Annotated in this window: 20 protein-coding genes; 10 read left to right on the forward strand and 10 right to left on the reverse strand. The window is 68.4% G+C overall.

What is annotated here, in order from left to right; translation table 11 throughout:
- Positions 1-11: 11 nt before the first annotated feature.
- From LRM18_RS16665 to LRM18_RS16675, 3 genes are read right to left on the reverse strand one after another with little or no spacing between them, the layout of a single operon-like run.
- The gene (locus LRM18_RS16665; protein WP_270955077.1) at positions 12-1,136 is read right to left on the reverse strand and encodes a Gfo/Idh/MocA family oxidoreductase; all 1,125 of its coding nucleotides are present in this window, start codon (positions 1,134-1,136) and stop codon (positions 12-14) included.
- Positions 1,137-1,148: 12 nt separating this feature from the next.
- Positions 1,149-2,366, reverse strand: a complete 1,218-nt coding sequence (locus tag LRM18_RS16670) for a nucleoside permease (protein ID WP_074726553.1) — start codon at positions 2,364-2,366, stop codon at positions 1,149-1,151.
- A gap of 27 nt (positions 2,367-2,393) precedes the next feature.
- Positions 2,394-3,446, reverse strand: a complete 1,053-nt coding sequence (locus tag LRM18_RS16675) for a sugar phosphate isomerase/epimerase family protein (protein ID WP_270955078.1) — start codon at positions 3,444-3,446, stop codon at positions 2,394-2,396.
- Positions 3,447-3,541: 95 nt separating this feature from the next.
- Here LRM18_RS16675 and LRM18_RS16680 point away from each other — a divergent pair, with 95 nt between their 5' ends.
- The 4 genes from LRM18_RS16680 to LRM18_RS16695 all read left to right on the forward strand — a co-directional run bounded on the left by LRM18_RS16680 (position 3,542) and on the right by LRM18_RS16695 (position 8,795).
- Positions 3,542-4,549 carry a LacI family DNA-binding transcriptional regulator gene (locus LRM18_RS16680; RefSeq protein ID WP_270955079.1) on the forward strand — a complete coding sequence of 336 codons (1,008 nt, stop codon included), beginning with the start codon at positions 3,542-3,544 and terminating at the stop codon, positions 4,547-4,549.
- A gap of 147 nt (positions 4,550-4,696) precedes the next feature.
- Entirely contained in the window at positions 4,697-5,749 is a 1,053-nt protein-coding gene (locus tag LRM18_RS16685; protein WP_053505872.1) for a sensor domain-containing diguanylate cyclase, read from the forward strand.
- A 116-nt stretch (positions 5,750-5,865) separates the two neighbouring features.
- A complete protein-coding gene (locus LRM18_RS16690) occupies positions 5,866-6,891 on the forward strand; it encodes an AI-2E family transporter (protein ID WP_049467349.1) in 1,026 nt (341 codons plus the stop codon).
- 161 nt (positions 6,892-7,052) lie between these two features.
- Positions 7,053-8,795 (forward strand): GGDEF domain-containing protein, encoded by a 1,743-nt coding sequence (locus tag LRM18_RS16695; RefSeq protein WP_053505870.1) that lies wholly within the window; start codon positions 7,053-7,055, stop codon positions 8,793-8,795.
- Positions 8,796-8,803: 8 nt separating this feature from the next.
- Here the strand turns inward: LRM18_RS16695 and LRM18_RS16700 are convergent, their stop codons facing one another.
- Positions 8,804-9,310, reverse strand: a complete 507-nt coding sequence (locus tag LRM18_RS16700) for a PaaI family thioesterase (RefSeq protein ID WP_103283263.1) — start codon at positions 9,308-9,310, stop codon at positions 8,804-8,806.
- Between the two features lie 32 nt (positions 9,311-9,342).
- On the reverse strand, positions 9,343-9,780 hold the full coding sequence (locus tag LRM18_RS16705) for a hypothetical protein (protein ID WP_270955080.1): 438 nt from the start codon (positions 9,778-9,780) through the stop codon (positions 9,343-9,345).
- Positions 9,781-10,065: 285 nt separating this feature from the next.
- Between LRM18_RS16705 and LRM18_RS16710 the strand changes: the two genes are divergently transcribed.
- The 6 genes from LRM18_RS16710 to LRM18_RS16735 all read left to right on the forward strand — a co-directional run bounded on the left by LRM18_RS16710 (position 10,066) and on the right by LRM18_RS16735 (position 14,883).
- Positions 10,066-10,497, forward strand: a complete 432-nt coding sequence (locus LRM18_RS16710; protein WP_064239624.1) for a pyridoxamine 5'-phosphate oxidase family protein — start codon at positions 10,066-10,068, stop codon at positions 10,495-10,497.
- 87 nt (positions 10,498-10,584) lie between these two features.
- Positions 10,585-11,166 carry a hypothetical protein gene (locus tag LRM18_RS16715; protein WP_270955081.1) on the forward strand — a complete coding sequence of 194 codons (582 nt, stop codon included), beginning with the start codon at positions 10,585-10,587 and terminating at the stop codon, positions 11,164-11,166.
- 184 nt (positions 11,167-11,350) lie between these two features.
- Positions 11,351-11,818 carry a DUF2975 domain-containing protein gene (locus LRM18_RS16720; protein WP_049467337.1) on the forward strand — a complete coding sequence of 156 codons (468 nt, stop codon included), beginning with the start codon at positions 11,351-11,353 and terminating at the stop codon, positions 11,816-11,818.
- Entirely contained in the window at positions 11,818-12,042 is a 225-nt protein-coding gene (locus LRM18_RS16725; RefSeq protein ID WP_005408494.1) for a helix-turn-helix transcriptional regulator, read from the forward strand. Before LRM18_RS16720 ends, LRM18_RS16725 begins: the two co-directional genes overlap by 1 nt.
- Positions 12,043-12,085: 43 nt before the next feature.
- Positions 12,086-13,627, forward strand: a complete 1,542-nt coding sequence (locus LRM18_RS16730) for a TerC family protein (RefSeq protein WP_270955082.1) — start codon at positions 12,086-12,088, stop codon at positions 13,625-13,627.
- 119 nt (positions 13,628-13,746) lie between these two features.
- Positions 13,747-14,883, forward strand: a complete 1,137-nt coding sequence (locus tag LRM18_RS16735; protein WP_270955083.1) for a metallophosphoesterase — start codon at positions 13,747-13,749, stop codon at positions 14,881-14,883.
- A 53-nt stretch (positions 14,884-14,936) separates the two neighbouring features.
- Here the strand turns inward: LRM18_RS16735 and LRM18_RS16740 are convergent, their stop codons facing one another.
- From LRM18_RS16740 to LRM18_RS16760, 5 genes are all read right to left on the reverse strand, one after another.
- A complete protein-coding gene (locus tag LRM18_RS16740; protein ID WP_270955084.1) occupies positions 14,937-15,575 on the reverse strand; it encodes a ferric reductase-like transmembrane domain-containing protein in 639 nt (212 codons plus the stop codon).
- Between the two features lie 147 nt (positions 15,576-15,722).
- Entirely contained in the window at positions 15,723-16,457 is a 735-nt protein-coding gene (locus tag LRM18_RS16745) for a putative DNA-binding domain-containing protein (RefSeq protein ID WP_270955085.1), read from the reverse strand.
- On the reverse strand, positions 16,450-17,295 hold the full coding sequence (locus LRM18_RS16750) for a DUF692 domain-containing protein (RefSeq protein WP_270955086.1): 846 nt from the start codon (positions 17,293-17,295) through the stop codon (positions 16,450-16,452). The genes LRM18_RS16745 and LRM18_RS16750 overlap by 8 nt, the downstream gene beginning before the upstream one ends.
- A 56-nt stretch (positions 17,296-17,351) precedes the next feature.
- Positions 17,352-17,828 (reverse strand): EF-hand domain-containing protein, encoded by a 477-nt coding sequence (locus tag LRM18_RS16755; protein ID WP_130768398.1) that lies wholly within the window; start codon positions 17,826-17,828, stop codon positions 17,352-17,354.
- A 95-nt stretch (positions 17,829-17,923) separates the two neighbouring features.
- Positions 17,924-18,568, reverse strand: coding sequence for a DoxX family protein (locus LRM18_RS16760; RefSeq protein WP_049469733.1), 645 nt, complete (start codon positions 18,566-18,568; stop codon positions 17,924-17,926).
- Between the last annotated feature and the right edge of the window lie 171 nt (positions 18,569-18,739).

Consider the following 18,739-nt stretch of genomic DNA (forward strand, 5'->3'; position numbering starts at 1 on the left):
CCTCCCGGGATTCAACCGATGGCGGTCCAGGCGCGTGACCTGGCCGATGCAATGACACGATCGACGATCTGCGCCGAGCGCAGGCCGTCTTCGAAGGTGGGCAGGCCCTGCGGCCGCTCACCTTCAATGGCGCGGTAGGTGTCGGCGACGAACGCCTCGAAGCACTGGGCGTAGCCCTGCGCGTGCCCGGCCGGCAGCACCGACAGCCGGCGCTGTTCGGCAGTGCCCGCGCCGGGCCCGCGCACGAAGATCTCCTCGCGCTGGTCGGGCAGGCCGATCCACAGCCGCTCGGCATCCTCCTGGTCGAAGGCGACGCTGGCGTTGGCGCCGTCGATCTCGAACCAGAGGCGGTTGCGGCGTCCGGCCGACACCTGGCTGACGGTCAACGACGCCAGCGTACCGGCCCGGGTCCTGAACATCGCGGCCGCCACGTCCTCGCTTGCGACCGCCTGCATTGCGCCCCCTGCGGCCGGTGTGCTGAAACTCTGCGCGCTGACCGCGCCGCGTTCGGCGATCACGGTGGCGAACGCCGCGCTGACCTCGGCGAAGCGTTCGCCGCTGACCCATTCGACCAGATCGCACCAGTGCGAACCGATGTCGGCGAACACGCGTGACGTGCCTCCCAGCGCAGGGTCCACGCGCCAGTTGTTGCTGGCCGGGTCCAGCAGCCAATCCTGCAGGTAGCTGCCATGGATCAGGTGCAACGGCCCCAGCTCACCCTGCGCGATGCGCGCGCGGGCCTCACGCACCACCGGGTGGTAGCGGTAGACGAACGGCACCGTGGCAACCAATCCGGTCGAGGCGGCCAACGCGGCCAGCTCCCCCGCATCCTCCAGCGTGGTCGCCAGCGGCTTCTCGCAGATCACGTGCTTGCCGGCCTCCAGCGCGGCCTGGGCCATGGCACGGTGCAGGTGGTTCGGCGTGCAGACGTGCACGACCTGCACCTGCGGGTCGGCCATCACCTGTTCGATGTCCCGATAGGCGAGCGGAACATTCCACGCCTCCGCCGTGTCGCGTGCACGCTGCGGGGAGGACGCGGCCACGCCACGGATCTGCGCGCCGGCCAGCAGCGCCGCGCGACGATGCACGGCGCCGATCATGCCGGTGCCGATGATGGCGATTCCAAGCTGGGGCATCGGCGGGTCTCCTCAGAGGGTGGATGGTGCGGCCGCAGCCACCGGCCGGTCGCGGAACAGCAGCAGGAAGGCGACCAGCACCACCAGCGCGACGCCGGCCGGGAACAACCAGATCTGTTGCCAGTCCGGGCCTGCGGCGGTGGTGAAGTGCTCGACCACGGCACCGGACAGGAAGGTGCCGATCAACATGCCAACCCCGTAGGTGGCCAGGGTGATGAAGCCCTGCGCGCTGCTGCGCGCGGCAGCGCCGGCGTGCGCATCGGTGTAGATCTGGCCGGTAACGAAGAAGAAGTCGTAGCAGATGCCGTGTAGCACGATGCCGATCACCAGCAGCGAGAAACCGCCCCCGGCATCGCCAAAGGCGAACAGGACGTAGCGCACCACCCAGGCCGCCATGCCCACCGCCAGCATGGTCTTCACCCCCAGCCGCACGAACAGGAAGGGCATGGCCAGCATCAGCAGCACCTCGGAGACCTGGCCCAGCGACTGCAGGCCCGCGGCACCGCGCACGCCCAGGTCGTTGAGATAGGGGTTGGTGAAGTTGTAATAGAACGACAGCGGGATGCAGATGGCGATGGAGGCCAGGAAGAACACCAGGTAGGCGCGCGACTTCAGCAGCCGCAGCGAGTCCAGCCCCAGGATCTGCCCCAGCCCGGCGTCGCGCTGCTGTGCCAGTGGCGGTGTGTGTGGCAGGGTGAACGCATACAGCCCGAGCACCAGCGACGCCAATGCGGCCATGCGGAACGTCAGCTCAAGCCGATGCGCCTGCTCCCACCCCAGCCATCCGATCAGCACGCCTGCGATGATCCAGCCGATGCTGCCGGCCACGCGTACCAGCGGGAACTGCTTCTCGGGCGACTGCATGTGCCGCATGGCCACGCTGTTGGCCAGTGCCAGGGTCGGCATGAACAGCAGCATGTAGCCCATCACGCAGGCCGAGAACACACTGAAGCTGGTGGCGGTGGACGCCAGCCACATCAGCACCGCGCCGGCCAGGTGCAGCACCGCGAGGATGCGCTGCGCCGCGAAGTAGCGATCCGCGATCAGGCCGACCAGGAACGGCGCCACGATGGCGCCGATGGACTGGCTGAGGAAGGCGGTCGCCACCTGGCTCGCGCTGGCCTGTAGCGGGCCCTGCACCAGGTAGGTGCCGAGGGTGACGAACCACGCCCCCCAGATGAAGAACTGTAGAAACATCATCGCGCCCAGGCGCGACATGGCGTGCGTCATGGCTTGCCCTCCCGGGGCGGTCTTGGCTCAGATTCCCAGCATGCGGTGCAGTGACGCGGCGTCGGTGCCGCTGTCGGCAAAGTCGTCGAAGGCGCGTTCGGTCACGCGGATGAGGTGGTCGCGGATGAAGGCGGCGCCCTCGCGCGCGCCGTCTTCGGGGTGCTTCAGGCAGCACTCCCATTCCAGTACCGCCCAGCCGGGGAAATCGTACTGGGCGAACTTCGAGAAGATCGCCCTGAAGTCGATCTGGCCGTCGCCCAGTGAACGGAAACGGCCCGGACGATCGATCCAGTCCTGGTAGCCGCCATACACGCCGCTGCTCGCGCTGGGACGATACTCCGCGTCCTTGACGTGGAAGATGCCGATGCGCGCGTGGTAGCGGTCGATGAAGCCCAGGTAGTCCATCTGCTGCAGCAGCAGGTGGCTGGGGTCGTACAGGATCTTCGCGCGCGGGTGGTGGTCCACCACGTCGAGGAAGCGTTCAAAGGTCGCGCCGTCGTGCAGGTCCTCGCCGGGGTGGATCTCGAAGCACAGGTCCACGCCGCAGGCGTCGAAGGCATCCAGGATCGGGCGCCAGCGGCGGCCGAGTTCGGCGAAGGCTTCATCCACCAGCCCGGGGGGGCGCTGCGGCCAGGGGTAGAAGTAGGGCCAGGCCAGTGCGCCGGAGAACGTGGCGTGTGCGGTCAGTCCCAGCCGCTGGCTGGCTTTGGCGGCCAACAGCAGCTGCTCCACCGCCCAGGCCTGGCGGGCGGCCGGATCGCCGCGCTTTTCCGGCGGCGCGAACCCGTCGAACAGCGCGTCATAGGCGGGATGGACGGCCACCAGCTGCCCCTGCAGGTGGGTCGACAGTTCGGTGATCTGTACGCCATGCCCGGCCAGTATGCCGGCAATGTCGTCGCAGTACGCCTGGCTGCGGGCGGCCTCGGCCAGGTCGAACAGGTGGGGCGCGGAGGTGGGGACTTGTACGCCAGAATAGCCCAGACCCGCGGCCCATCCGGCCAGCGTGTCCAGCCGATCAAAAGGAGCTGTGTCGCCGATGAACTGCGCCAGGAACAGCGCTGGACCCTTGAGCGTCTTCAACGTGATTCGCCCTCGATGCAATCGATTGCATTATCCTAGCAGGGGCTTACGCAGGACCTGTTGTGCAGTGCACAGCGGGCAGGAGAACTAACGCCATGGCCACCATCTACGACATCGCAAGACACGTAGGCGTGTCCGCCGGTACGGTGTCGCGCGCGCTTTCGCGGCCGGACAAAGTGCTACCGGCCACCCGCGCGCGGATCGAACAGGCGGCCGCCTCGTTGGGCTATGTGCCCAACACGGTGGCGCGCACGCTCAAGACCCAGCGCAGTGGCAAGATCCTGGTCACCGTCCCGGACATCGCCAATCCGTTCTTCGCGCAGATCCTGCAGGGGGCGGAGGAGGCCGCGCAGGCGGTCGGCTATGCGGTCCTGCTGGGCGATACCCAGCATCAACCCGACCGCGAGGAGCGCTACGCGCAGATGCTCAGGCGCAACGAGGCCGACGGCATGATCGTGCTCGGGCATCGCCTGCCGCCCACCGCGCGCGAGATCGTCGAGCAGCGTGGCGCCGCCGCGCCGGTGGTCAACGGGTGCGAGTTCGACCCCGCACTGGGCATCCCCAGCGTCCACATCGACAATGCGGCCGCCGCACGCACCGTGATGGAGCATCTGTACGCGCTGGGACACGAGCGGATCGCCGTGGTCGGCGGGCCGCCCGACAACCCCCTGCACCAGCAACGGCTGGAAGGGGTCCGCGCGGCCGGCAGGGCGCGTGGCCGCCTGCGCCAGCTCAGCATCGTGCCGGGTGACTTTTCCGTGGACTCCGGGCATGCGGCGGCAATGGCGCTGCTGCACGCCACGCCTGTTCCGACCGCGGTATTCTGCTTCAGCGACCAGATGGCGCTGGGCACCCTCGCGGCCTGCCGGGACCTGGGCATCCGCGTGCCGGACGACCTGTCCGTCGTCGGCTTCGACGATCTGGCGTCGTCGCGTTACCTCACCCCGCCGTTGACGACCGTCCGCCAGCCCATGCGCGAGATCGGCGAGCGCGCGGTCAACCTGCTGCTCGCGATCATCGATCAGGCCGATGTACCGCTTCAGCAGACGCTGGAGTTCAGTTTCATGCTGCGCGGTTCGACGGCGGTGCCCAGGCCCGGGTGAGCGCGGAGCGGGGCGGCGGCGGGCAGGCACCGGGCGGTCGCGGCAGCGTGCAACCTTGATCCCGAATTGACGCCGGGCTGTCAGACTCATCGCAGGCAGCCCGGCAAGGGCCGTAGCAGCAGGTGCGATCGTCCAAGGGGGTCGGCAATGCCGTTCTTCACCGATTCGACGGAAGGCGCGGTCGAAGGCATTGGCGCGGCACGGCGCATTGGCTGGATGCGCTTCGTTGGCAATGGACTGGGGGCGATCCCCATCGCCTCGATCATGCTCGAACGCGGGGACGGCGGACCGGCATGGAGCCTGCTGCTGCTCAACGCACTGGCGTGGCCAGCACTGGCCTTGTTGCTGACCCGGCGCTCCCGCCAGCCGGCAGTCGTCCAGTTCCGCTGCATGGTGGCCGATTCCTTCTTCGGCGGTGGCTGGATCGCGTTCATGGCGCTGAGCGCCGTGCCCAGCGCGCTGTTCGCTGCACTGCTGGTGGCCGACAAGATCGCCGCCGGTGGCGTGCGCCTGGCGATGCGCGCCACGCTGGCGCTGCTGCTGGGCTTCGCGCTCGCCTGGTGGGCGCTCGGGTTTCCGTACCAGCCGGTGACGTCGCAGCGCACGATCGTGCTCAGTGTGCCGTTCCTGTTCGTCTATGGCATCGGCCTCAGCATCCTCAGCTGGCAGCTGGCGCGCCGGGTCAAATCGCAGAACCGCCAGCTGCAGCGGCTCAGCCGGATGGATCCGCTGGTCGAGCTGGCCAACCGTGGTTTCCTGATCCTGCGCGCGCAGCAGGCACTGGACCGGGCGCAGGGCCAGGGCGGCTTTGCCTGCCTGCTGATGCTCGATGTGGACGACTTCAAGCGCATCAACGATTCGCATGGCCACCGCGCCGGCGACGAGGTGCTGCGCCATGTCGCGGCGACGTTGCGCACGTTCGCGCGACCGGGGGATACCCCGGCGCGGCTCGGCGGCGACGAGTTCGTGGTGCTGCTGCACGACTGCGCGCCCGCCGATGCGATGCACGTGGCCGAGCGCGTGCGCCTGCACCTGCTCGAAGCCGCGCGCCAGGCCACGCCGGGCGTGGAATTCAGCGTGAGCATCGGCATTGCCGCCACGCCGCGCGGGGGCAGTGTCGAGGACTGGCTGGCACTGGCCGACCGCGCGCTCTACCACGCCAAGCGGCAGGGCAAGAACACGGCCAGCTACGGCGAATGAGTGCAGCAGGCGGCGGCAGGGCGGCCACCGGATGAACGCGTAATACCCGTTCAGCCTGCACGCCGAATCGGTGGGTCAATCCTCTACCATGGGCCACCCCGCCCGGACGCGCTCCCATGCAAGATGCTCTTGTTGCCCCGCCCAAGCCCCCGATTGCCAGGATCGCGGCCTGGTTGATGATGCTGCTGGGCATGTGGCTGGCGCTGAAACTGGGCCTGGTGGTGACCCTGCTGTCCGGCCTGCTGGTGTTCCAGCTGACCCACGTTCTGGCGTCCACCGTGGAAGGCAGGCTGCCGCCGGGACGGGCACGGGCGATCGCGGTGATCGTGCTGTCGGCGATCATCATCAGCGCGCTGGTGCTGGCCGGGATCGGCGTGGCCTCGTTCTTCCGCAACGAGACCGGCGGCCCGGACGCACTGCTGGCGCGGCTGATGGAGATCCTCAACACCTCGCGGCACCAGGTGCCGGCGCTGCTGCAACCCTACATTCCCGAAGACATGCCAGCGCTGCGCGCGGCGCTGAACGACTGGGCCGCCGAGCATCAGCGCCAGCTGGGCGTGGCCGGTACCTCGGTGGTCCAGGTGGGTGTGCGCGTACTGATCGGCATGGTGCTCGGCGCCATGATCGCGCTGTATGACGAACTGCCGCTGCCGAAGATGGGCCCGCTGGCGCAGGAGCTGATCGGGCGCACCAGCCGCCTGGCCACCGCCTTCCGCCAGGTGGTGTTCGCGCAGGTGAAGATCTCGCTGCTCAACACCGTGTTCACCGCCATCTTCCTGCTGGGCGTGCTGCCGTTGTTCGGCATGCACCTGCCGCTGTCCAAGACCCTGGTGCTGATCACTTTCCTGGCCGGCCTGCTGCCGGTGGTGGGCAACATCATCTCCAATACCATCATCACCATCGTCGCGCTGTCGGTCTCGTTCTACGTGGCGGTGGCGGCGCTGCTGTACCTGATCGTGATCCACAAGCTGGAGTACTTCCTCAACGCGCGCATCGTCGGTGGCGAGATCCAGGCCCGCGCGTGGGAACTGCTGCTGGCCATGCTGGTGATGGAAGCGGCCTTCGGCCTGCCGGGCCTGGTCGCCGCGCCGGTGTTCTATGCCTACGTGAAGCGCGAACTGGTCGACCAGCGCTGGATCTGACGCGGCTGGGCAGGACGCCATTGCCACGATCCGAGTGCCGGCGCGGCCTTGCCGTTGGGTTCGCGGCGGGTGCGCCATACCCACGGGCACGGTTGGCCCGGTAGCGGCTTGGCGCCCGCGTGGCCGGCCGCTACAGTGAGCGCACTTCAGGGGAATATTGCATGGCCCGCAAGGCGTCGCCCATTGGATTGCGGACCTGGGTCTGGATCCTGGCCGGGCTGTTCGTGGTCTGTACGCTGCCCTTGATGGCCATCGCGCTGGTGCAGGGCACGCTGCGCTTCACTGCCGCCGAGGACAACCTGGTCAGCCTGCGCCAGCTGCGGCAGACCTTTGACCTGGCCAACCGGGTGTCGGCCGAACGCGGCCCGGCCAACAGCCTGCTGGGGGCAGACCCGGCCGATGCGGACGAACAGGCACGGCTGGCAGCACAGCTGGCGGTCGCGCGCCGGCGGGTCGACGCCGCCCTGCTGCAGCTGGACACCGCGTCGAGAGCCGATCCGGACGTGGTCGGCGCGCACGGGCTGCTGGCCGACGCGCGACGTCGCCTGCACTCGGCGCGGGCCGCGGTGGACCGGGTGGCGGCACAGCCGCAGGGTGCACGCCGGGTGGAGGACGTGGAGCGCGCGATCAGCAGCATGTTCGCCGTGGTGGACCGCCTGCACGTGCTGACCTCGGCGCAGATCAACGCACTGGTCAGTGCCGACCGCGAAGCAGCGATTCCCGCGATGCAGGGCCAGGTGCTGATCGACCTGCGCGAACATGGGGGCCGCCTGGCTTCGAACGTGATGGCGCCGGTGGCGGTCCCGGGGGCATGGCGTGATGAACAGGTCCGTGCCGCATTGCAGACCGAAGGCCGCCTGCTGGAGCTGTGGCGGCTGGCCGGCAGCCATGAAGCGGTGTACCGCAGTGATCCGGGGCTGTCCTGGCATTGGGACATGGCGCGCCGGCAGTTCTTCGGCGAATCGCTGCCGATGATCGAACGGCTGATCGACGATGGCCGGCGCGGCGTGCGCCCGCCGTGGACCGCCGCCGAGTTCACCGCACGCTACGTGCCGACCCTGCAGTCGCTGGAAGCGCTGCGCGACGGTTACCTGACCGTGGCCATCGCCCGTTTCGAGCACGCCCGCAACCGTGAAGCCATGCGCCTGGTGGTGCTGGTGGCAACGGCGCTCGGTACGCTGGTGGTACTCGGCGTGGCCCTGCGCATTGCCCACCTGCAGATCCTGCGGCCACTGCTGCAGGCGCAGAAGCAGGTGGTCCAGATTGCCTCGGACGCGCCCGGTCCGGCGCAGCACGTGACCCACCCGCTGGCCGAGATGCAGCGCCTGTTTGATGCCATCGAAGTGCTGCGCGAAAAGTCGCGGGAGCGCTCGGCCCTGACCAGCGAGCTGCGCCAGCTGGCCGGCACCGATGAACTGACCGGGTTGTTGAACCGGCGCGCGCTGGACGAGAGGGTGCAGCAGCGCCACGCTGATGGCGGCAACAGCGCGGTGGTGATCCTGCTCGACGTGGACCGTTTCAAGGCGATCAACGACGGCCATGGCCATGATGCGGGCGACCAGGTGCTGGTGCAGGTGGCGCGCCTGCTGCAACGGCACCTGCGGCGCAGCGACAGCGTTGCCCGCTACGGTGGCGAGGAGTTCCTGGTGCTGCTGGCCGATGGCGATCTGGCCGGCGGGCGCCAGCTGGCCGAATCGCTGCGCGTGGCACTACAGCAACTGGACATCGCACTGGCCGGTGGCAACGTACTGCGCGTTACCGCCAGCTTCGGTGTGGCCGAGGGCGGGACCGATGCACTGGGCTGGCGCACGCTGCTGCGCGCTGCGGACGCGGCCATGTACCAGGCCAAGGCACAGGGGCGCGACCGCGTGCGCGTGGCTGGCGGTGGCCGCAACCTGCGCTGAGCAGTGCATCAGCCGATGCGTGCATGCACGCGCCGAAGCGTCCGCGCGATCATGCGGCGCGCAATCGGCCGTGGCACCGACAGCCCGCGCCAGCGCAACGCGCCCACCCGGAAGGTGGCGCTGGCGGTGGCCAGCACCTTGCCGGTCGGATCGGTCAGCCAGCCGCGGGTGAAGGCGATGCTGCCCTTGCTGTGCTCGACTTCGCCCCAGCCGATGATCCGCCCGGGCCGCGCCGGGCTGACGAAGCTGGTCTTGGACTCCACCGTGACCGCGATGCGATTGGCCGGCAGCGTGGCGTAGATTGCCGGCCCCATGCAGTCATCGAGCATCGCAGACAGGAATCCCCCCTGCACGTTGCCCATCGGGTTGGTCAGCAGCGGGCGGGCCTCGAATTCGACGTGGATGCGGCGCTGTGCATCGTCGTAGTCGACGAAGCGCCAGCCAAGCAGGGTGCCGGCCTGGGAACGCGGCAGATCACCGTTGACCACGCGGTAGAAGATCGATTCGGGATTCATCGTGGAGCCTCGTGGGGAGGGGGGAGGGGAACTCACCGGGACAGTGACAGCACGGCCAGCACGAAGCCGAGGAGCGACAGCAGCACCACGGCCGCGCCGGTGGATACCGGGGTACGCGCACCGGTGCGTCGCCGCACGCCGGAGGCGACCAGCACCGGCGGCACGGTGGCGACCAGGCAGAACAACTGGAACGCCAGCAGCTGTGGCAGCGCGAAGTGACCGCCTAAGAAGATCAGCCAGGCCAGCATCACGCCGGCGCCGGCCAGCGCGATCCAGCCTGCACCCACCACGCGGATGAGGGCCATCACCAGCACCTGCATGCGGGGTTCAACCGCAGCCCACGGCAGGCCGACCGCCTGGCCGTGGTAGGGCATGAAATCGGAGCGCCTCAGGTAGGCCGCGGCGAACAGCGCGACAATGACGAATGCCAGCAGGTAGCAGCCGAACGCGAGCCAAGCGAACAAGTCCATGTGGAGGCCATGCGGTTGCGGAGGAGTCGCCGCCCGCACGCCGGCGGCCATGCCGGTCGTGCGACGGGGTTGCGCGATTCTGGGGCATCACGCCGTTAGGGACGCGTCGCGGCCTGCAGGGCCGTTCCTCCATCTGCCGTTAACGCCAGTGTGGTGTTGAGGCATGCGTCACGCACGCGCCATGAGCTCTATCTCGTTTCCTGTGAAGAGGCCGCAACTGGCCATCCACGCTTCGGTCACCGCGCTGCGCAGAGGCTGGGATTCCATCCGATGAAGGACGACGTCATGACCCAGCTCACCCTGCCCGAACTGGCCAAGAAAATGGCCGGCATTGATTTCACCCTGCTGCAGACCCACGCCGGTGGAGAGATTGCCGGCCGTCCGATGAGCAACAACGGCGACGTGGACTATGACGGTGACAGCTGGTTCTTCACTACCGAAGACACCGACATGGTGAAAGAGATTGAAGCTGACCCGGCCGTTGCCCTGGGGTTTTCCGGCAGCAAATCGTTGCTGGGCAAGCCGCCGCTGTTCGTGCACGTGCAGGGCAGGGCTGCGCTGGTGCGCGATCGCGCCACGATGAGCCAGCACTGGGTGAAGGACCTGGAGCGCTGGTTCGAACAGGGCGTGGATACACCGGGGCTGGTACTGATCCATGTGCGCGCCAGCCGCATCCACTACTGGGATGGCGAGGACGAGGGCGAGCTCACAGTCTGACCCGGCGGTGGTAGGGCAACGCAGCCGTTGCGCGCCGCGCCCGGGCTTTGCCATCCTCCCCGCTGCGTTCCGCACCGTGGAGTTCCAATGCGCCCTGCCATCTGGCTGATCCTGGCCCTGCTGCCTGCCCTGGCGGCAGCGCCGCCTACACGCGCAGCCAAGGCCAACGCACAGCCGCAGGACTCCTTCAGCGAGTTGTTCGATACCGCCTGCATGCAGCACATCGGCGCGCCGGCGCGGTTGCAGTCGCTGATGGAATCCAACGGGCTGTCGCCGCTGCCGCCGGCCGAGGCCGCGACCCTGCTGCAGGGGCAGCCGGGCGTGGCCTGGATGGTGCCGCTGGCCAGCGGCCGTTATGCGGTCAGCTGGGCCGACGAAGGCACCTGCTCGGTGTATGCGGAAAAGGCCGATGCGGCTGTGGTGCAGAAGGGTTTTGCACGACTGGTGCAGGCCGCACCGAAGCCCTTGCAGGCACGCTCGCTGCCGGGCCGTGGGCCATTGTCGGCCGACCAGGTCGCGATCCAGTACGGCTGGGCCGCGCCGGGACAGGCCAAGCTGCATGCGCGCTTCCGGCTGGTGACGCGGCAGGCGCCGGAGGCAGGCGTGCAGGCGATGGCCTCGGTGACGCCCGGTGAGGCGATGCGGGAGCAGAGCACGCCGGGGCCCTGATCGGAACCCCCGAGCACGGTTCAGCCTTTCACGCTGGTTGTGGTATATCGTTTATCGATAAATCCACCCGGGGCGGCGGGGCCGCTCCAATGCCGGAGGCCGCTTGACCGCTCGTCCCGCCCGCGCCAGACCGGCGCGAGGCTTGTTCACCCTGGCCCAGGCCGCCGTCCAGGCGGTGCGGGCGATGTGCTGGTTGGGCATCCTGGCCGCGCTGCTGGCCGTGCCGCTGGTCGCCCACGACCGCCGCTGGCTGCTCGACAGCGTCCATGACGCCGGTGCCGCCGCCGCGCACGGCAATGACCTGTTCCTGCATTTCTGCCTGGGCCTGGGCGCAATCGTCGCGCTGCTGGTGCTGTGCCTGCTGTTCCTGCGCCATCTGCTGCGGCTGCTGAAATCGGCGGCGCGCGAGCGGCCGTTCACCCACGCCAACGCACAGCGCCTGCAGCGCATGGCCTGGCTGATGCTGGCGATGGAGCTGCTGTCGATCCTGATCGGCGCCTACGCGGCCTGGATGGGTCCCGACTTCACCTGGATGGAGGTGGGCGGCGGCATGTCGATCACCGGCCTGGTGGCGGTGCTGATGCTGTTCGTGCTGGCACGCGTATTCGCTGTGGGCGCGGCGATGCGCGATGACCTCGATGGTGTCATCTGATGGCGATTGTCATCACCCTGGACCGCATGCTGCAGGAACGGGGCATGACCCTGTCCGAGCTGGCCGGTCGCATCGACATCACCCTGGCCAACCTGTCGATCCTGAAGACCGGCAAGGCGCGCGCCATCCGCTTTTCCACGCTCGATGCGATCTGCCGCGAGCTGCAGTGCACGCCTGGCGACCTGCTCGGGCATGACCCGGCGCAGGCGCAGGACGCGGACTGAGTGGACGCCCTTTTCCCCTAACTACTGACGAAACGGACCTGAAATGGAATGGTTGGCTGACCCCTCGATCTGGATGGGCCTTGCAACCCTGGTCGTGCTGGAGATCGTTCTCGGCATCGACAACCTGGTGTTCATCGCGATCCTGGCCGACAAGCTCCCACCGCACCAGCGCGACCGCGCGCGGGTGATCGGCCTGGCGCTAGCGCTGCTGATGCGGCTGGTGCTGCTGGCTGCACTGGCCTGGATCATGAAGCTGACCGCGCCACTGCTCACGCTGTTCGACCACAGTTTTTCCGGGCGTGACCTGATCCTGCTGGGCGGTGGCCTGTTCCTGCTGTTCAAGGGCACCATGGAGCTGCACGAACGGCTGGAAGGCCGCGAACATCACGAGGACGGCAGGAAGGTCTACGCCAGTTTCGCGATGGTGGTGGCGCAGATCGTGGTGCTCGATGCGGTGTTCTCGCTGGACTCGGTGATCACTGCCGTCGGCATGGTCGACAACCTGGGCGTGATGTATGCGGCCGTGACCATCGCCATGGCGCTGATGCTGCTGGCCAGCAAGCCGCTGACCCGCTTCGTCAACAAGCATCCCACGGTGGTGGTGCTGTGCCTGGGCTTCCTGCTGATGATCGGCTTCAGCCTGGTGGCCGAAGGGCTGGGCTACAAGATCCCGAAGGGCTACCTGTACGCAGCGATCGCCTTCTCGATCCTGGTCGAGGCGTTCAACCAGTGGGTGCGTTTCAACCGCGAGCGCAACGAGCGCCGCCTGCCGTTCCGCCAGCGCACCGCCGATGCCGTGCTGCGCATGCTCGGCGCGCGCCCGGCCAATGGCCAGGACGATGAAGGCGTGGACGCGCAGGTGGACGCTGAAGAGCGCCTGCAGCCGGCCGAACACGAGATGATCCGCAGCGTGCTCGGCCTGGCCGATCGCCCGGTGTCGAGCGTGATGACCGTGCGCGCCGACGTGCAGTGGATCGACCTGGCGCGTGGGCAGGAGGACGTCGTGGCGCGCCTGGTGGCATCGCCGCATACCCGCCTGCTGGTGGGTGAGGGTGACCTGGACAGCCTGCGTGGCGTGGTGCAGAGCCGCGACCTGCTGGCCGACCTGCTGCAGGGCAGGCCGCTGCAGCTGGAAGGCAACCTGCGTGAGCCGCAGTACGTGCTGTCCAGCGCCAGCGCATTGCAGGCGCTGGAGCTGATCCGCCAGCATCCGGTGCCGCTGGCCGTGGCGGTGGACGAGTACGGCAGCGTGGAAGGACTGGTGACCGCCAACGACCTGCTGGCGGCGATTGCCGGTGACCTGGTCGATACCCAGGACGAGCGCTATGGCGTGGTCGCGCAGGGCGAGGGCCAGTGGGAGGCCGACGGTGCACTGACCCTGGACGACCTGCAGCGCCTGGCCGGCGTGTCGCTGCCGCGCAGTGCCGACTACATGACCATCTCCGGGCTGGTGCTGGAGCAGCTGGGCCGGCTGCCGGACATCGGCGATGCGGTGGAGGTGGCGGGCGTGCGCATCACCGTGCTGGCGATGGAGAAGCGCCGTATCGCCCGCCTGCGGGTGGAACGCCTCGACGGAATGGCCTGACCACCTGTTGTTGTAGAGCCGAGCCCAGGCTCGGCTGCATGCTGAGACGCTGAGCCTGGACTCGGCTCTACACAACACGACCCGCAGCCGTCACCATGGCGGCCCGCTTTCTTTCCAGGATGGTTGCAGTGCTGAGTACGATCGGTTTGTTGATGGGCCTGTATGTGGCCTGGCGCCTGTTCTGGCCACTTCGCATGCCCACTTGGCTGAAGGTCGTGCTGTCGCTGCTGCTGGTGGGCGTAGCCGTGCAGCTGCGTATCGTCGCCACCTTCTGGGGCACGATGGCGTCGCCGGAAATTCCGAAGCTGGCCATCGCCACGCTGGCCACCGGCTCCACGGCGGTGTTGCTGCTGGCGTTGCTGATACTGGCGATGGATGTGGGCCTGCTCGCGTCCCGCCTGCTGCGCTGGCCTCGTGCGGTCGCCGCATTGCGCACGCGGCGCTTGCGGCCGGCGGCTGGCGTGCTGGCCCTGCTGGTCAGTGGTTATGGTGTCAGCCAGGGCATGGCAGTGCCCCAGCCCCGGCAGATCGAGGTGAGCATTGCCGGGCTGCCCGCTGCGTTCGACGGCTATCGCGTGCTGCAGCTGACCGACATCCATGCCAGTCGTCTGCTGACCGGCGACTGGGTGCGCAGGGTGGCGGATGAGAGCAACGCATTGACGCCGGACCTGATCGTGATCACCGGCGATCTGATCGACGGCAGTGTCGAGGCCCGCCGTGACGACGCGCGCCCACTGGCGGATCTGCGGGCGCCGGACGGTGTCGTCGCCATCACCGGCAACCACGAGTATTACGCGCAGTACCAGGCATGGATGCAGGCGTTCCGCGCGCTGCACATGCAGGTGCTGGAGAACAGCCACCTGCAGGTGCGGCGTGGCGACGCGGCGCTGACCATTGCCGGGGTCACCGATCCGGTGGCCGCACGCTACGGCCTGCCGCTGCCGGATCTGGACGCCGCCTTGGCCGGCGCCGATCCCGCCGCGCCGGTGATCCTGCTCGATCACCGCCCGCGCAATGCACGTGCGGCAGCGGCGCGCGGCGTCAAACTGCAGCTGTCCGGCCATACCCACGGCGGGCAGATCATCGGCATGGACCAACTGGTGAAGCGGGCCAATGGTGGCTTCGTCTCCGGCCGCTACGACGTGGATGGGATGACGCTGTACGTGAGCAATGGTGCGGGCCTCTGGGCCGGTTTCCCGGCACGCATCGGCGTGCCTTCGGAGATCACCCTGGTGACACTGCGCCGCGCGCCGTGACCTGAAGTGGGTCAGATCCCTTTTCCTGGGGAAAGGGATCTGGCCCCGGGTCGTCAGGCCGTCCGCAGCGGTGGCCGCGCATGCGCGCTTCGGCGCAGCGCCTGCGCCCGCTTGGCGATCCAGCGCACCACGAAGGCGGTGAACAGCAGTGCCGACGGCACCGCATACCAGACGTTGCCCGGCACGCGCTTGAAGTACGAGTAGGTGAACACCGCCGCGATGATCCACATGCCGGTGACGTGCAGGCGACGCCAGGCGGTGGGCCCCATGCGCCGGGCAAGCCCCCGGTGCGAGGTGATGGCCAGCGCCAGGATGGCGAGGTAGCCCACCGTGCCTGGAAGGTTGGCCAGCGCGGATCGTGCAGGCCAGAACGCCGGATTGAGGATGCCGAAACTGGTGATGGCGACTGCGTGCAGCAGGTGCGAGAACGCGAAGGACAAACCGACGGTGCGCCGTTCGCGCAGCAGGAACCGGGTGAATGGGCCCGGTAGCAGGCTGGCGAACGACGATGCCGTGAACGCCGCCAGGAACAGCAGGAACGACGTGCGTGCAGTGACCCGGATCGCCGCACGGCTGCCTTCGGCTGCATCGGGATGCAGGGCGAAGGCCGCCAGCGCGAACGCGATCAGGACCACGGCGATGGCCACGAACAGGCGCCAGCCGTGCAGGAAGGGAGTATTGGATGCAGCCATGGTGAGACCTCGAAGTAGGGGGCGGGTCGTGCCGGCCGCCGGCCGGTCAAGGAACGGGTCGTGCCGGCCGCTGGCCGGTCAAGGAACGGGTAGTGCCGGCCGCTGGCCGGTCAGGGAACGGGTAGTGCCGGCCGCTGGCCGGCAACCTCAGGAAGAAGGCAATGCAACCAGCACGCCTGCCGCGCACAGTTCGTCCAGAACGGGCGCGCAGGCCACGCGCAATGCATCCGTTGCCACGCCATGTGTTTCGGACAACACCTGCAGTGCCTCATCCACCGGCGCGCCGTCGTCACCGAAGACCGATAGCAGCGCGTAGGCCAGCGGCGACAGTTGCTCGACCTGCAGGCTGAAATCGGCGAGGCGCCGGATCAGCAGCAGCGTGGGCGCAGCGCTCAGCACCGACCCCGGCCCCTCGTCCTCGTGCACCGGCCACTGGTAGCCAAGCACTCTTGCCAACGGCGACACCGCCAGCACATCACTGTCCTCGGGTACGCGCTGCAGCAAACGCCCGGCGTCACGCGCTTCGATGTACAGCGACTGCCGTGTGCTCTCGTAGTGCGCCAGTTCCGCCGCCCAGCCCGGCAGTGCCAGCGTGTCCTGCACCGCCAGCCAGGCCGCGAACTCGTCGGCGATCCGTGGGAACAACGGGGTCTGGCAGGTGTGGCGGGCGTAGTAGTGCTCCACCGTGTCGCGCCAGCGCGGCGTGCCCAACTGCTGTCGCAGGTGCGGCAGGCTGCCGGCCAGCAGAGTGTCCAGGCTGTCGATGCACAGGCGGCGGTATACCGCCAGCCTGCGTGCCTCGATGCCATGGGGTGCGGCCACTGATGGGTCGCGCACATGGTCGGCCCAACGCCGTTGCAGGGTGGCCAACGACTCAGCCATGGGCCACCTCCGGCCAACATGCCTCAACCTGCACCTGGCGGATCTGCGCAACCTCGGCCAGCAGCTCGGCCAGTGGCGGGAAGTTGAAGTCGCGTTCGAGCAGCGTGGGACGCACGCCCACCCGCATGTAGGCCTCGCGCAACAGCGCCCAGACCACGCCTTTCACCGGCGCACCATGGGTATCGATCTTGAAGCCATCGTCTTCATCGAAGTGGCCCGCCACGTGCAGCGAGGCGACACGCTGGGACGGCACGCGGGCCAGGAATTCGAAGGCGTCGTAACCGTTGTTGCAGGCGTTGACGAAGACGTTGTTGACGTCCAGCAGCAGGTCGCAGTCGGCCTCGGTGAGCACGGCGTTGATGAAGTCGATCTCGCTCATGTCCGCGCCGGGAACGGCGTAGTAGGAGATGTTCTCCACGGCGATGCGCCGGCCCAGCACGTCCTGCACCTGGACGATGCGACCGGCGACATGGTGAACGGCCTCGGCAGTGAATGGCAGTGGCAGCAGATCGTAGACGTGGCCACCGGCGGCGCAGTAGCTCAGGTGTTCGCTGTACAGCTGTACCTGGTGCAGGTCGAGGAAGGCACGGGTCTGCGCCAGCAGGGTACGGTCCAGCGGATCAGGACCGCCCAGCGACAGCGACAGGCCGTGGCAGGTCAAGGGGTGCCGCTCGCTCAGCTGGCGCAGCGCGGCGCCATGGGCACCGCCGACGCCGATCCAGTTGTCGGGGGAGACCTCAAGGAAGTCGATGCTGCCGGCCGGTGTTGCCAGCAGTTCGTCGATCAGTCCGCGGCGCAGGCCAAGGCCGGCAGCAGTGGGGGGCAGGGGCAGGGACATGGCGGATGCTCCAGCGAGAGGGCGCCGCCCTGATGGCGGCGCCGGTTGGACGTCGATCAGTCGGCAACGCGGGCGAACAGGCCCTTGGGCATCGGCTTGCCGTTGGCGGTGTAGACGCTGCGCAGGTAGTCGTGCGCCTCCTGTTCGCTGATGTAACCGTCGTGGTCGGTGTCGATGCGGTCGAATTCGGCGGCACGCGTGGCAGCCACAGCGTTGAACTCGGCACGCGAGACCCGGCCGTCGTGGTCGCGGTCGGTGCGCGCAAACGAGGCGTCGCCGCACTTGCCTTCGCCACACTGGCCCTCGGCTACCTTGGCCTTGCCGGCGGGCTTGCCGGTGGTGGTCTTGTTGGCCCCGCACTTGCCTTCACCGCACTTGCCTTCGGCGGCGGCGCTCATGGCCACCGCGCTGATCGCCAGCGGCTGTATCGCCGCGGCCTGGCCGGCCAGCAGCAGGCCACCGGCCAGGGCGATGCCGATGGCACCGATGCGCGGCAGGCGGGAGGAAGAAGTGTTCTTGGTCGAGATGGACATGGTGGTGACTCCTTGGGAAAGCACGCGGGGCGTGCGGGATGGACGCCGCCGAAGAGGCGACGGAAAGCGAAGCGCGCGGGAACAGGGGATTCGGCTCAGGCGGCGCGGCGACGGCGCAGCAGATGGCCCAGCAGCAGCACACCGCCGAGCAGGGCACCGCCGAAGCCGATGCCGGGCAGCAGCGCGGCAACCGGCAGCAGCAAGGCGATCAGGCTGACGCCCCAACCCAGGCCGTCATTGCCTGCCGTGGCGCGGCCGGGGCCGGCCAGCAGCCGGTCCACGCTGAGTGCGCCACCGCCGTTGAGGATCAACGGCAGCAGCATGGCCAGGAACAGCAGCGGCAGCTTGAAGTTGCCATAGCCCTGGTCGGTGATCGCATAGCCCTGCCAGAGTTCACCCAGGCCGTTCCATTGGTCGGGCCAGTGCACGGCGGCGATGGCAACGATGGTGAGTACCCAGAAGACGTAGGCCACCGAGCGCGTGGCCAGGCCGAGCAGCAGCATCACTGCACCCACCAGTTCCAGCCACGTGGCCAGCTGCCAGTTCAGCGACGCGGGCAGGGTGGAGAACGGGAACGGGAAGCGGCCTTCCAGGTCGGCGAACCAGTTCTGGCCGCCCAGCTTCTCGCGGCCGGATTCAAAGAACTCCCAGGCCAGCAGCGTGCGCAGCGCCAGCGGTGACAGCCAGCGGCCGACGGCGTCCAGTCGGGGGGTATATACGGAAGAGGCGGTGCTGATCATGGTGGTGTCATGCGGGCCAGTGGTCGATGGAGGCCATTTCAGGCGGCGCAGGTATCGGCAACGTGTGCCGTTGCCCGGGGTTTTGTCAGCGACTGTGGCCGCGCCCGGGTTTCGTACAGTCAGATACAAAGACGATGCGTTGAGCCACATCGGGGCGTTGCGCGCCCGCGT

The organism is Stenotrophomonas sp. PI_27, assembly GCF_027854495.1.
Lineage (GTDB): Bacteria > Pseudomonadota > Gammaproteobacteria > Xanthomonadales > Xanthomonadaceae > Stenotrophomonas > Stenotrophomonas pavanii.